This is a genomic window from Picosynechococcus sp. PCC 7003 (genome assembly GCF_001693255.1).
GTDB lineage: Bacteria > Cyanobacteriota > Cyanobacteriia > Cyanobacteriales > MRBY01 > MRBY01.
Map to the genome: position 1 here is coordinate 1,199,320 of NZ_CP016474.1, position 13,570 is coordinate 1,212,889.

General features: G+C 51.9%; 13 protein-coding genes. 7 read left to right on the forward strand and 6 right to left on the reverse strand.

What is annotated here, in order from left to right:
- Positions 1 to 28 precede the first annotated feature (28 nt).
- A complete protein-coding gene (argJ, locus tag AWQ21_RS05790; RefSeq protein ID WP_065713715.1) occupies positions 29 to 1,273 on the forward strand; it encodes a bifunctional ornithine acetyltransferase/N-acetylglutamate synthase in 1,245 nt (414 codons plus the stop codon).
- Here the strand turns inward: argJ and sppA are convergent.
- Together sppA and fni are read right to left on the reverse strand one after the other, a co-directional pair.
- Positions 1,270 to 3,054: a signal peptide peptidase SppA gene (gene sppA / locus AWQ21_RS05795; RefSeq protein WP_065713716.1), complete on the reverse strand. Its 1,785-nt coding sequence runs from the start codon at positions 3,052 to 3,054 to the stop codon at positions 1,270 to 1,272. The genes argJ and sppA overlap by 4 nt on opposite strands.
- 37 nt (positions 3,055 to 3,091) lie before the next feature.
- Positions 3,092 to 4,120 carry a type 2 isopentenyl-diphosphate Delta-isomerase gene (gene fni, locus AWQ21_RS05800; RefSeq protein ID WP_065713717.1) on the reverse strand — a complete coding sequence of 343 codons (1,029 nt, stop codon included), beginning with the start codon at positions 4,118 to 4,120 and terminating at the stop codon, positions 3,092 to 3,094.
- 209 nt (positions 4,121 to 4,329) lie between these two features.
- Between fni and AWQ21_RS05805 the strand changes: the two genes are divergently transcribed.
- The 3 genes from AWQ21_RS05805 (at position 4,330) to ndhN (ending at position 7,496) form a co-directional block, all read left to right on the forward strand.
- A complete protein-coding gene (locus AWQ21_RS05805; protein WP_065713718.1) occupies positions 4,330 to 5,229 on the forward strand; it encodes a bile acid:sodium symporter family protein in 900 nt (299 codons plus the stop codon).
- Between the two features lie 114 nt (positions 5,230 to 5,343).
- Positions 5,344 to 6,885, forward strand: a complete 1,542-nt coding sequence (locus AWQ21_RS05810; protein ID WP_065713719.1) for a sodium:solute symporter — start codon at positions 5,344 to 5,346, stop codon at positions 6,883 to 6,885.
- A 137-nt stretch (positions 6,886 to 7,022) separates the two neighbouring features.
- Complete coding sequence (gene ndhN, locus AWQ21_RS05815; RefSeq protein ID WP_065713720.1) at positions 7,023 to 7,496, forward strand: NAD(P)H-quinone oxidoreductase subunit N; 474 nt, start codon at positions 7,023 to 7,025, stop codon at positions 7,494 to 7,496.
- Here the strand turns inward: ndhN and AWQ21_RS16480 are convergent, their stop codons facing one another.
- Both AWQ21_RS16480 and AWQ21_RS16485 read right to left on the reverse strand, forming a co-directional pair.
- Positions 7,497 to 7,892 carry a hypothetical protein gene (locus AWQ21_RS16480; RefSeq protein ID WP_232315076.1) on the reverse strand — a complete coding sequence of 132 codons (396 nt, stop codon included), beginning with the start codon at positions 7,890 to 7,892 and terminating at the stop codon, positions 7,497 to 7,499.
- 44 nt (positions 7,893 to 7,936) lie between these two features.
- Positions 7,937 to 8,680, reverse strand: coding sequence for an MFS transporter (locus AWQ21_RS16485; RefSeq protein WP_232315077.1), 744 nt, complete (start codon positions 8,678 to 8,680; stop codon positions 7,937 to 7,939).
- A 430-nt stretch (positions 8,681 to 9,110) separates the two neighbouring features.
- On the opposite strand from AWQ21_RS16485, the gene AWQ21_RS05825 reads away from it, so the two are divergent.
- Positions 9,111 to 9,680 carry a DUF4333 domain-containing protein gene (locus AWQ21_RS05825; RefSeq protein ID WP_065713721.1) on the forward strand — a complete coding sequence of 190 codons (570 nt, stop codon included), beginning with the start codon at positions 9,111 to 9,113 and terminating at the stop codon, positions 9,678 to 9,680.
- A gap of 102 nt (positions 9,681 to 9,782) precedes the next feature.
- The gene (gene aroB, locus AWQ21_RS05830; RefSeq protein WP_065713722.1) at positions 9,783 to 10,883 is read left to right on the forward strand and encodes a 3-dehydroquinate synthase; all 1,101 of its coding nucleotides are present in this window, start codon (positions 9,783 to 9,785) and stop codon (positions 10,881 to 10,883) included.
- 138 nt (positions 10,884 to 11,021) lie between these two features.
- Here aroB and gshB read toward each other — a convergent pair whose 3' ends face one another.
- Positions 11,022 to 11,990 carry a glutathione synthase gene (gene gshB, locus AWQ21_RS05835; RefSeq protein ID WP_065715238.1) on the reverse strand — a complete coding sequence of 323 codons (969 nt, stop codon included), beginning with the start codon at positions 11,988 to 11,990 and terminating at the stop codon, positions 11,022 to 11,024.
- A 75-nt stretch (positions 11,991 to 12,065) separates the two neighbouring features.
- A complete protein-coding gene (locus tag AWQ21_RS05840; RefSeq protein WP_083997976.1) occupies positions 12,066 to 13,088 on the reverse strand; it encodes a hypothetical protein in 1,023 nt (340 codons plus the stop codon).
- 176 nt (positions 13,089 to 13,264) lie between these two features.
- Here AWQ21_RS05840 and AWQ21_RS05845 point away from each other — a divergent pair, with 176 nt between their 5' ends.
- Positions 13,265 to 13,555: a YiaA/YiaB family inner membrane protein gene (locus AWQ21_RS05845; protein WP_065713723.1), complete on the forward strand. Its 291-nt coding sequence runs from the start codon at positions 13,265 to 13,267 to the stop codon at positions 13,553 to 13,555.
- Positions 13,556 to 13,570: the final 15 nt, after the last annotated feature.

Here is a 13,570-nt window from a genome sequence, read left to right on the forward strand (position 1 = left end):
GGCAACCCATCTAGCGTTGACGAAAACCATGGCAAATTGGCACAAAATTTCTAGCAGTGTGACGGCTCCCAAAGGCTTCCGGGCCGCAGGGATCACCGCCGGACTCAAACCTTCTGGGGCACCGGACTTGACCCTGATTGTGTCCGATACCGAAGCGATTACCGCCGGCGTCTTTACCCAATCAGAAGTGCGTGCCGCCTGTGTCGATTATTGCCGTCAGCGCCTCCAAGCAAAACCCAGCAGTCGGGCGATTTTGTGTAACTCCGGCCAAGCCAATGCCGCCACTGGGGAAGCCGGTTGGCAGGATGCGGTTCAGTCAGCTGAATGGTTAGGGGAAGCCCTCAATGTTCCCCCAGAAAGTATTTTGCTCGCCTCTACGGGGGTCATCGGTCAGCGGATTAAAATGGACGCCCTAGAAACGGGGATTCCCAAAGTTGTGGCGGCCCTGTCTCCAGAGGGAGGTGATGATGCGGCCAAAGCGATTATGACCACGGATCTTGTGCCAAAGGCGATCGCCCTGGAAACAGAAATTGAAGGGCGGCCTGTGCGGATCGGCGGCATTTGTAAAGGCTCCGGGATGATCCACCCGAATATGGCGACGATGCTGGGGTTTATTACCTGTGATGCGGCAGTTTCCACCCAACTATGGCAGGAGATGCTCTCCCGTGCGGTGGACAAAAGTTTTAACCAAATCACCGTCGATGGCGACACCAGCACTAACGACTGTGTGATTGCCCTCGCCAATGGTCAGTCCCGCACCACGGCGATTACCGATCCCCAGTCAAAAAATGCCCAACAACTAGAGGCGATGCTCACGGAAGTGTGCCAGTACCTCGCTAAGGCGATCGCCCGGGACGGAGAAGGGGCCACTTGTCTCGTGGAAATTCAAGTGTCAGGCACTGTGGATGATGTTGCCGCCCGGAAAATTGCCCGCACCATCGCCGGATCTTCTTTAGTGAAATCAGCGATTTTTGGGCGAGATCCCAACTGGGGCCGCATCGCCGCCGCCGCTGGCCGGGCTGGGGTGACCTTCAACCAAGAAGATCTACAAATTGCCCTGGGAGATTTTCAGCTCATGGATCAGGGGCAACCCCTCCCCTTTGATCGGGCAGCAGCTAGTCAATACCTTGTGGATCGCGCCGCCGGGGCTTATCTCACAGACGATACGGTGCTAATTTCTGTTTGTGTGGGCAATGGTTCGGGCGAAGGCACGGCCTGGGGCTGTGACCTCAGCTATGACTATGTGCGCATTAACGCCGAATATACGACTTAATCGATTTGGGGTTGCCAGGGCATGAGTGCATAAACCTGTTTGGGATCATTGAGCGATCGCCACAGTTTTATGCCCGCCTGGAGCCGGAGCCATTCTTGGGAGAGGGGATCGCTCGCTTCGATCTCAGCCCCGAACAAATTAGTAAAAATTTCTTCTTCCCAGGTTTGGGGCCGGGGGTATTCCTCAACGGTAAAATCTTCCCCTAATTCTGCGGTGTCCACGGCGTAGGCGATCGCCTCAGATAGCCCTCCCAATTCATCCACGAGCCGAATCGCCTGGGCGTCTTCCCCAGACCAGACCCGTCCCTGGGCAATTTGACGCACCTCTGCTTCTGTCAATCCTCGCGCCGCACTGACCCGGTCTAAAAATTTGCCGTAAATATCATTGACAAAGTTCTGGAAAATCGCCATCTCCGCTTCGGTTTTCGGGCGAGACGCCGTGCCTAAATTCGCCAGTTCCCCCGTTTGGACGCTATCCCAGGTGAGGCCATTATTATTCCCGATGGTTTGGATATTGGGCAAAATACCAAACACCCCAATCGAGCCGGTAATGGTATTGGGCTGGGCAAAAATACGATCGCTTTCGGTGGCAATCCAATAGCCCCCGGAGGCCGCCAGATCCCCCATGGAGACAATCACGGGCTTGTCCGCCTCACGGATGAGCTTCAACTCCCGCAGGATAATTTCTGAGGCGATCGCACTGCCCCCAGGACTATTAATCCGCAGCACAACCGCCTTCACGTTCGAATCTTCCCGCAACTCCCGCAGTTGTCGCGAGAGGGAATCCCCGCCAATAGTGTCCGGTGTCCCTTCCCCACCGACAATATTTCCCTCGGCATAGACCACCGCCACGGTATTTTCTGAGGTGACATTGACCTGGGCTAAATCCTGTTCCAGGCTGTAATCAGCTAGATTCACCTGGGGTAAATCTTCATCCAGTTCTGTGCCTGTAAAGGTTTTGAGTTCTGCGAGGATTTCATCAAAATAGGCCAGGCGCGTCACCAATTGCTCCCCTTGGGCCACCTCCGGCAGGAGAATCCCCTGGGTATCGGCAAGGCTCTGGGGTAGGGTTGTGGCAAAGGGGCGATCGCCAGCCACGGTATCTTTAAAATCCGTCCACAGATCACTGAGGAGGGCCTCGGTTTGCTGGCGATTTTCTGGGCTAAACTCCTCTTGGGTAAAGGGTTCTACCGCACTTTTATAATCACCAACCCGAACCACTTGCACCCCAATCCCATACTTATCTAAAGCCCCCTTAAAGAAAAGCTGCTCACTACCCAAACCATTCATTTCCACGACACCCAGGGGGTTGAGCCAAATTTCATCGGCCAAGGAACTTAGATAATATTCCCGCTCCGTCATTTCCACATCGTAGGCGTAGATTTTTTTCCCAGCGGCTTTAAAATCCTGGAGGGCTTGGCGCACTTCCCGCAATGTGGCGTAACCATTCAAGCTATTTTGCCTGCCATCAAGAAATAGGCCCGTAATCTTGTCATCCTCGGCGGCGGCCCGGATACTTTCGGTGACATCCCGCAGACTGAGGGTTTCCGGAAAATCTCCGGCAATGACATTCCCAATGGAACTAGATGGGTCTCGGTCTTGGATGATCGTGCCCATATTGAAGATCAAAATACTGTTCTCTTTTGGCCTTCCGCCACCTTCCTGGGAAGCAAAGAGGGCAATTAGGGCAATAAACGCTGACAAAGAGAGGGTCGATAAAAGGCTGAGGGCAATCAGGGTGCCAAGGCAACTGCTAAAAACTTGTTTAAAAAAATCTTTCATGGTTGAGGCATTCGGGAGAAGGGTCTTAATTGTTACCTTAGAACTTGTGTAGACAATTCGCCCGTTGTAATTGCTGAAAATTAGCATTGCCCGTACAAAACAGCACCGTCCGCAATTCCAGCAGCAGCAGTTCGACCCATTCGGCCAAAGCCTCTGGGGATTCACTCGCCGCCTTGAGAAAGGGTTGGGCATAGCCCACGAGGTCAGCCCCCAGGGCGATCGCCTTGGCCCCATCTAAACCGTTCCGGAGGCCCCCAGAAGCAATCAGAGGAATTTCGGGATCGTAATGGGCGATCGCCGCCAGACAGTCCGCCGTAGGAATCCCCCAATCCCCAAAGGTTTGCCCTAGATTACGCAAAAGTTGGTTCGGCGATCGCGCCGCCTCTACCTTGGCCCAGGAGGTGCCCCCAGCTCCGGCCACATCAATCACCTGTACCCCCACTTCCCGGAGGCGCTGCACCATTTTGACGGAGATGCCATTGCCCACTTCCTTCGCGATCACCGGCACAGGCAATTGGTGACAAACTTGCTCAATTTTGCCCAAAAGCCCTTTGAAATTTGTGTCTCCCTGGGGTTGAATACATTCCTGGAGGGGATTGAGATGGAGAATTAGGGCATCAGCTTCAAGTAAGTCAACAATTTTGCGGCATTCCTCTACGCCATAGCCATAATTGAGTTGCACTGCGCCGATATTCGCAAACAGGAGAGCATCAGGCGCTTTTTGACGGACTGCGAAGGTGGCGGCTACCTCTGGCTTTTCGAGGGCAACCCGTTGGGAACCAACCCCCATGGCGAGGCGATGGCTTTGGGCAACTTCTGCCAAGCGAAAGTTAATCTGTTGGGCCTGGGCCGTGCCGCCGGTCATCGAAGAAATCAGAATCGGCGCACCGAGGGTTTTCCCGAAAAAAGAGGTACTCAGGTCAATGTCGGCGCAGTCCAGTTCAGGCAAACAGCAGTGCTCAAAACGGTACCGTTCGAAACCGGCGCGATTGTGGTGAAATTGGACATCTTCTTCGAGACAAATGCGGATATGGTCGGCTTTACGAACTTGGGTACTGTCAGTCATGGGTTAGGCAAGGTTTAAGCTCCCAAAATTGTACAGAATCCCCTCTGGGTTCTCGGCATTAGGCAATGGATTGCAATATTTTAAGCTGCCAGGGCGATGGGTCTGGCTTCACTTATGCGTCAAAGACTCCAGATTTATCTCCTAGAACAGGGGTAAGATCAGCCTAAAATTTCGAGTATTCCTTCGCCAAAGACCAATAACGATTCCAGATGAATGCCAATTTTCTGACTGCGGTACTGCTCCCCCTGGCTCTTTTCGTGATTATGCTGGGCATGGGTTTGGGCTTGACCCCCACGGATTTTAAACGGGTCTTGGTTGAGCCTAGGGGGGTGATCGTCGGGGCGATCGCTCAATTATTACTCCTGCCATTGGTGGGCTTTGGCCTCGCAAATCTGTTTCCCCTTACACCGGAATTGGCCGTGGGGGTGATGGTGCTAGCGGCCTGTCCTGGGGGATCAACGTCTAATCTGATCACCTATCTTGTGCGGGGAAATGTGGCCCTTTCGATTACCCTGACGGCGGTGAGTAGCTTGATCACAGTTTTTACCATTCCCCTGGTGATTAATGGGGCAATGCAATATTTTCTGGGGGCCAGCACCACGCTCCAACTACCATTTTTTAAAACGGTGCTCCAAATTGCGGTGATTACCCTGATTCCCATTGGGATTGGCATGATGCTCCACCGTTACGCCCCCAAATTTGCGGCCACGGTCGAAGGCTACGTGAAATGGTTGTCGCTTTTTTTCCTGGGTTTGGTCATTGCGGGTTTACTGTTAGCAGAACGGGCCAATGTGCTGAGTTTCTTCCTCCAGGTGGGCTGGGTGATGCTGGCGCTCAATGTGACGATGATGCTCCTGGGCTATGCGATCGCCCTCGGAACGAGGCTAGATGGCCCCAGTGCCAAGTCCATTAGTGTAGAGGTCGGGATTCAAAATGGCACCTTGGCGATCACCATTGCCAGTACCCCGACCCTTTTAAATGCGCCGACGATGGCAATCCCCGCCGCGATTTATTCTTTGCTGATGTTCATCACCAGTGCGGCCTTTGGTTGGTTTATCCAGCATCAAACATCATCGCCAAGGGCAACGGAGAGAGATTCTCGTCCCTAAAAAATATTTTGTTACAAGAACGATAGAGCCAGGCCAACCAATCAATACAATGGTTCAAGTCTACTTGGCTCCCCTGCCATGGGGCTGACGAACGAATTGTGAGGTGCAACAACAATGGGTGTGATTGACTGGGTTATTGTGGCAATCTATGGCTTGATTGTCATTGCCATCGGCGTTATTGCCAGCCGCAAACAAACCAACACGGACGAATATTTTCGGGGCGCACGGCAAATCCCCTGGTGGGCGATCGCCTTTTCGATCATCGCCACCTCCTTTTCTGCCGCCTCACTATTAGGGGGGCCAGGGGAAGGCTATACCAATGGCTTTTTGTACCTCCAACTCCAACTGGGGGATCTCCTGGGCTATGGCCTCGTGATTGCTCTGCTCCTCCCATTTTTTGCGCGGTTGAACCTCACCACCGCCTACGAGTACCTCGAAAAACGCTTCGATGCCAAAACCCGATCCCTCGGCTCCTTCTGTTTTTTGCTCTTTGTCATTGCCCGGTTAGGGGGATTGCTCTATGCCGCTTCTCTGGTGGTCGCCACGGTGACTGATATGCCCACAGGCATCGCCATTCTTTTGGTGGGGCTGGTTTCGATTGTCTACACCGTCGCTGGGGGAATCACCGCCGTCGTTTGGACAGATGTATTGCAGTTTGCAATGATTTTTGTCGGGATTGGCGCGGGGATCTGGACGGCTGTGACCGGGGTTCCGGGCGGTTTTGGGGAACTATGGCAAGTGGCGGCGGCCAATGATAAGCTCGCCGTCTTTAACTTTGCCTGGGATCCAGGCTCCATCCGGACTTTACCGACAGCCCTTTTTGCTTACGGAATTTTGGCGTTTGCCGTGGCTGGCACGAATCAACAATCTGTCCAGCGCTATGTCTCCTGTGCTGACGAAACCTCGGCCCGCAAGGCGATTTTACTCGGTTGGTTTTCGGGTCTTGTGGGGGTAGCGGCCACACTTTTGCTAGGGGTGCTGCTGTTTGGTTTTTACAACATTAACGGGGGTTTACCTGCCGAAGTGCCCGCCGATGGGATTTTGTCCCATTTCATTATCAATCAAGTGCCCCCAGGGGCTTCTGGTTTTTTGGTGGCCGCTATTTTTGCCGCAGCCATGTCCTCCATTGACTCGGCCCTCCATTCCCTCGCGACTTGCATTACCGTCGATTTTTATGACCGCTATCGTCAACCGAAGGCCAGCGAAAAGCAATCTTTGCGCATTGCACAGATCCTGATCGTGATTTGGGGCTTAGTGGGCATTGGGGCGGCGTTTTATGTGGCTTCAACCGGGAAAGATTTACTGGAATTTCTGGTGAGCTACACCACCATGTTCCTGGGGCCCTTGCTCGGTATTTTCTTAATGGGGGTTTTATTTCCGCGCGTAAACAGCACGGGTGCTTTCTATGGGACGGTGGCCGCAGTCATTTTGGTAATTATTGGTTCGAATGCGGGTTGGCTGACCTTCCCTGGCATTTGGCGATCGGCGATCACGGCTCCCCTGGGTATTTTGCTGGGCTATGGGATCTCTTTATTGGGTCAAATTCCGCCCCGGCGATCGCTAGAAGGACTTACCCTCTGGAGCCAAACCCAAGCAACTAAACCCCTAGGACGTCCGGGCCTCGAAGAAGATATTTCTCGCTATGAGGATTATTAAGCATTTGTATCGATGGGCTGGAAGTAGGGTCAAATGGGGCATGGCACTATGGATCTGCCCAGAAGTTTAGCGACAGGGGCCAGGGGAATCCGATATAATTTTTTGGCAAGTTCAATCCATCTCAAGATCGTAAAACCATGGCACTTCTGACCACCGGCAAAAGCTTTACCCGCACCGTAGAAAAGTCTGGCGCAGTTGCAGTCTATGCTCCCCTTGAGGGTGGTTTCGAAGGTCGCTATATGCGTCGTTTGCGTAGTTCTGGCTATTCGGTGGTGAATTTGACGGCGCGGGGTTTAGGAGATGTGGCCGCTTATTTAACGCAATACCACGGGATTCGTCCTCCCCACCTGGGTAAAAAGGACATTGCTGGCAGTGGGGCGGCGGTGGGCCTCCGGTATTATGTGCCGGGGATTGCGAGCTACCAGTTAGAAAATCTCCCCCAAAAGAGCAAAGGAATTATTCTCTGGATCATTGAAGGGTTTGTGCTCTCCCGCCAGGAACAGGAATACCTTGTGAGCCTGACCCAAGAAAATCCTCAAATTAAGGTCGTCATCGAAATGGGGGGCGATCGCCAATTTTCCTTTAAGCCCTTGGCTGACCTCTTGGTTTAGTTAGAGAGCCGGGCGTAATTTTAAGTAACCATACAAAGCAGTTACGCCCACCACAATGCCAACGACGATCAAGCTGCCATTGAGTCCCCACAGCAACGTTGCCCCATTGGCGATCGCCGCCAGCCCAATAAACAGCAACCGAAACGCAAAGCTATTCAGGGAAATCAGAGTCGCCCGTAGGTTTGAGGGAATTCGTGCATTGAGATAGCTCAAAACCAGCGGGGTGTTGCAGCCCCGCACAAGATAAATCACGACAATTAATAAAATCCCCCAGAGATTTTCAATCAGGCCCATGGTGATGTAGGCGATCGCCATACATCCGGGCAGCAGCGCAAATAAGCGGCGGTAGGAAAACCAGCGGACGAAGGTATGAATGCGCCAAGAAATGAGTGCCATTGCCCCGTGGAATAGTAACCAAGCCCAGCCCAGTTGGGTCAAACCTAGGCCCGGTCTACAAGATATTCCTGGGAAACCCACACCACTAAAAAAGAACCACAACTTAAGGATGCCGAAAAGAGCAGCAGCCACCGGAGCGATCGCCTTTCCTGAAAAATTGCCCGAATTTGCGGCAACAAAGTACGCCAGCCCGGTGTTTTTTCTGGGTGCTGCTGGGGCGGTTCCCGGAGCGTCAACGCCAACCCCAGGTAAGCGCCAATGCAGAAAGTTTGCAAATAAAACGGATAGCGCAGATCCCACTGGGCGACCCAAGCACCCATGAGACCACAAACCGCTTCTGTAATACCCATAATCGCCACCCCTTTCCCTTCCCAGGCTGCATATTTGTCAGTCCGGCCAAGGGCAAGCAAACTCTCATAGGCGATCGCACTATCGGCTCCAGAGATTAAACTACCGCCAATTCCTGCCAAAATTTCCGCCCCCGCAAACCAGCTAAAACTCCCTTGGGTGCAATAAATCAGCCAGCCTAGCAACCACAAGCATGATCCCAAAACTAAGCTATTTTTACGGCCAAAGCGATCGGCAAAATAACCCGAAGGAATTTCCCCCACAAAGATCGCCGCTGACAAAATCGCCTTGAGGGCGATCGCCTGGACAATGGATAAACCCTGGGATTCGTAAAACAGCACGATGACTGGAATTGGAAACCAAGCAGATTCAAGGCCCTTGAGCAGCCAGAGGGTTGTTGAATTTTTAGCGATTGGTTCCGCTGGTCTTAAGTGCCCCATATCCTGTTAAATACACCATTGGTTTTACCGAGTGTTGCGAAACTTCGATTTACATTGCTCGCCTCAATCGCCCAGCCTGTGTTTCCATTGGCAATTAAGAAACAATAAGCAATGACTGTCAATCATAAATCGTCACTACAATGGCAACAAATATTTCAATTTGCTTCAAAAGACCTCAAAAAATCCAAATCTCACCCTAGATAAACGTGTCTTTATCGGTTTAGAGGATGTCTAAAAAGCCCCTCACCCCCAACTTGTGGGGAACTGCTCAGATGTTGCGCGAATGAAGTTCCCTTGCATGGGGGATTTAAGGGGCGTCTTAACAACATTGGGATGACAACCGCTTAGACCTCTTCCAAAAAAGCAGTTTATCCAAGGTTTCTCTAAGACCCATCATCATTTATTTATCGATTTCTTGAACTGATTGATTATGATTCGTTTCACAAATCCTTTCTTACAGCCGTTACTACATACCATTGCGCCCCTGGCTGTGCTGACCTTAGCTGGATGTTCTTTCTCCGTCGAGGGCTTATCTTTTGGTTTTGGGAACAGAACCCTCGATGATGAAAAACTCGAAACAGAAATCTCCCAGGGACTCACCGACCAAACGGGGTTAGTCACGACAACAGTCACTTGTCCTGAAGGTCAAGCCATCGAAGCGGGCAATGTGTTTAGCTGTGAGGCCGCCCTAGAAGGAGGGCAAACCCTTGCGATTCAAGTCACCCAAAATGATGACGAGGGCAATATCAATTGGAGTGCCGATGAGGGCCTCGCAAATCTCCGGGGGTTAATCTCCAGTGAGGCTTTAGAAACACAAATCGCCCAAGGCATTGCTGAACAGTTAAACATCGAGGCAACCATCGATTGTGGTGCTCCCTATCGGATCTTGCTCACCGGCGAAACTTTTAACTGCACGGCCACAGATAATTCTGGTAATTCGGCTTCTGTGGAAGTCACCGCCGAGGATGATGCGGGCAATGTGGTGTGGCGACTCCAGTAAATTGCACTTGGAGATTTACATCACGCTCCAAAAGGCGATCGCCACCTTGTAAAATACCCACTTAACCCTTGAGTTTTTTAACAGCAAGCACCTCAAAACATTATGGACGCAACAACGCGGGTAGAACTGGGAGAAAATAGCTACGACATTGCGATCGCCAAAGGTAGCCTCCAACAGATCGGGACGTTTCTCCGCCCCCTCAACCTGGGTCAGAAAGTCTTGATTGTCTCCAACCCAGAAATCTATGGCCACTACGGCGAAACCGTCGCAAAATCTCTCCAGGCCGCTGGCTTTGACGTTTTTACTCACCTAATTCCCGCTGGAGAACAGTATAAAAATCTGGCTTCCATTGAAAAAATTTACGATACCGCCCTCGAAAATCGCCTTGAACGCGCTTCGACAATGCTGGCCCTTGGGGGTGGCGTCATCGGTGACATGACTGGGTTTGCGGCGGCTACTTGGCTCCGGGGCATTAACTTCGTCCAGGTACCCACAAGCCTATTGGCAATGGTGGATGCGTCCGTCGGCGGCAAAACAGGGGTCAACCATCCCCAAGGAAAAAATTTAATTGGCGCGTTCTACCAACCGAAATTTGTCCTCATCGATCCGACGGTGCTCAAAACTTTACCTGTGCGAGAATTCCGGGCGGGCATGGCGGAAGTGATTAAATATGGCGTGATTTGGGATGCTGATCTCTTTACCAAACTCGAAGCCGCTGAACAGATTAATAGCTACGAAACCATTGACCCCGATTTGCTGGATTTGATCCTCGAGCGTTCCTGTCGAGCGAAGGCGGAAGTGGTTAGCCAAGATGAACGGGAATCGGGGCTGCGGGCGATTTTGAACTACGGTCACACCCTCGGTCACGCCGTCGAAAGCCTAACCCACTACGAAACCTTTGTCCACGGAGAAGGAGTCGCCATTGGTATGGCCTTAGCTGGGGCGATCGCCACCCGGATGAATCTCTGGACGACTGTCGAAACCCAACGCCAAGATGCCTTAATCAAAAAAGCAGGTCTGCCCACCGAATGTCCGAATGATTTAGCGATCGCCAAGATTCTCGACACTCTCCAGAGCGATAAAAAGGTGAAGTCGGGGAAAGTGCGGTTTATCCTCCCGACCAAAATCGGCGAAGTTTTGATCACCGATCAGGTTACCGCCGACCTTATTACCGACGTTTTAGCGTCTGTTCCCGCCAGTTAATGCCGCACAAACAGACGGCCATCAAGTCCTTTCTATCCAGAAGCAGTCATTGAGGGAAAAATCAACTTTCCCCTCTGAAGGAAGATTTAGGGGAAAGATCAAGTCCCCCTGCCGAAGTCGGAGCTTTAGTGAGGAGATTTAGGGGGATGTCTGCGCCGCAACCCATTCGATCACTTGCTTACCAAGGGAGACCCCATCGAGGCGATCGGCTTCCCGGACACCTGTGGGACTGGTGACATTCACCTCCGTCACATAGCCGCCAATAATATCGAGGCCGACAAAATACAGCCCATCGGCCCTGAGTTGGGGGGCTAAGGTTGCGGCAATTTCCCGGTCGCGCGCTGTAATATTCACCTGGGCGATGCGACCGCCGACGGCCATATTGCCCCGGAAATCATCCCCCGTTGGAATCCGATTCACGGCCCCAATGGGTTCCCCATCTAGGACGATCAGACGCTTATCGCCTTCCTGGGCGGCGGGCAAAAATTCCTGTACCATCACCGGCTCTTTGCCTTGCTTGGTGCTGATTTCCACAAGGGAATTGAAATTGCGATCGCCTTTTTCGATAAGCAAAATGCCTTCCCCAGCTTTCCCACCGAGGGGCTTTAAAACGGCCTTGCCTTTAGCTGCGATAAATTGTCGCGCCACTGCTTTTTCTGTGGTGATAATACTGGCGGGAATCACCGTTGGGAACCGGAGGGCATAGAGTTTTTCGTTGGCGGCGCGGATCCCTTGAGGGTTATTTAACACCAGAGTTTTGGTGGGGATGAGCAAATCCAAAATGTAGGTGGCATAGAGGTAGGCGGCGGTCACGGGGGGATCGGTGCGCATAAAGACCGCGTTCATTTCCGTGAGGGGCAATAATTTCCGTTCTCCGAGGCGAAACCAATGTTCCTCAGCGATCCAGAGGCCATTTTCCAAACGCACTGGCTCTAATTCCACTGCCTGCACCGTTGCCCAGGCCTGATGGTCTACCACGCTCAACTGCTCCATGGTCGTAATCCAAACCTCATGGCCGAGGAGCTGGGCTGCTTCCATAAAAGCCACCGTCGTATCATGGCAGGGGTCAAGGTTGGCAATGGGATCGAGGATAAAGGCCAGTTTCACAGGGGGTTGCTTCCTAAACACAATGGAACCCACTGATCATAATCAATCGCCAATTGAAAAGGCAAAGGTTTGGCCTCACGCTAACTGGGCGATCGCCCCAGCAATCTCCAGAGCCAAAAACCGATCCAGAGCTTGATACATCCAGTGGATCGAACCTAAATCCCCTTGCTGGGTTGGCTGAAAACCAAGGGTGATCGCCAGTTGAGCATAGCTCGGATGGATAATCAAAGTATGCAGATCACAAAGATTGGGAAAATCTCCTTGCATTTTTCGTAACGTTTGCTGGGCATCCACCAGGAAAGTAAGTCGATAGGCCGTTAAATACATAGGATCAATCACCCAACTGCGAATAAACACCGACACACAGGTTTCGTCGCCCACGGTGGCCAGGGTAAACGGATCAATTGCCGCCATCGTACTGAGGTGCAGCGCCTTCTTTGCGGGCCGAAAAAAATTGACATCGGAATGGGCAGCAGTCGGATAGAGCAGATAAAAACCCACCGGATTTTGATTATCCACACGCCTCAAAACCCGCATTCCCGTGGGATATTGTTGCCCCCATTGGCGCAACAGTCTGGCAATTCGGTGGGGCACCGCATCATTATTATTGTTCATCCAGTTGTAATTTACCGCGAGCAAATTTGCCACGGGAATCGCATCACAGCGGGGATTAAACTCCGCCAAAGTAAGGGAAGCAACTGTGTCGGTTTCGGGACTTAAAACCTGTTGCGGCAACGGCAAAATCTCAATGCAGGTGGTGTTGCCATCAAAATACTTGCGAATCAACCCCAGGGCCGCCAGCTTATCTAGCATCATGCCCGCGGCGCGATCGCCCCCTTTTTCTTGATCGCCATAGAACAATTCTGCTGCCTCCCGGTGGGTACAAATAATCGCCCCAAATTGGGTTTCTAATTCCTTTAAGGGGGATTGTAGCTGCGGCTCTTGCGCCAGTTTTGCCTTCACCAGGAGATAGATCCAAAGACGCAAAAAATATTCGGCCCGCACCCGTGTGAGGCCCACCACTTGCTTTAACTGGGTCAGCAAAGCTTGTTTTTGGACTGCGGGAAACCAGTGGTCAAGCTCTTGGAGGGTGATCATCGCTTTTTCTGTGGGGCTATCACTTCATCCTACTTCACCTTACTTCTGTGGACTGCTTCCCATTGCAAAAAACTACGACACTCTACTGTGGCCTTGGGTTTGCTCATTGCGACTACAGAAAATCTTTACCGACAATGAAAGTAACAGAACATAAGTCACCATTGAGGTTCAAGATTATGGCCACTCCTAAATTTGATGCCCCAGCCACCCACACCAACGCTTGGATTTTTCAAACCTGGCTAGCGTTTATTTTGTCCCTCAGTGCGATGGGCGTCGGCATTTATCTATTGCCCCTCAACGGCTGGATGAAAAGCTACCTAGGCATGGGGTTTGTTTTTTCGATTAGCTCCACCATTAGCTTGGCGAAGACCACCAGGGATTTGGAAGAATCAAAACGGATTTTCAATCGGGTTGACGAGGCCAAACTCGAAAAATTGTTGGCAGAATATGATCCTTTCAATAAATAGGCATTGGCACCACAA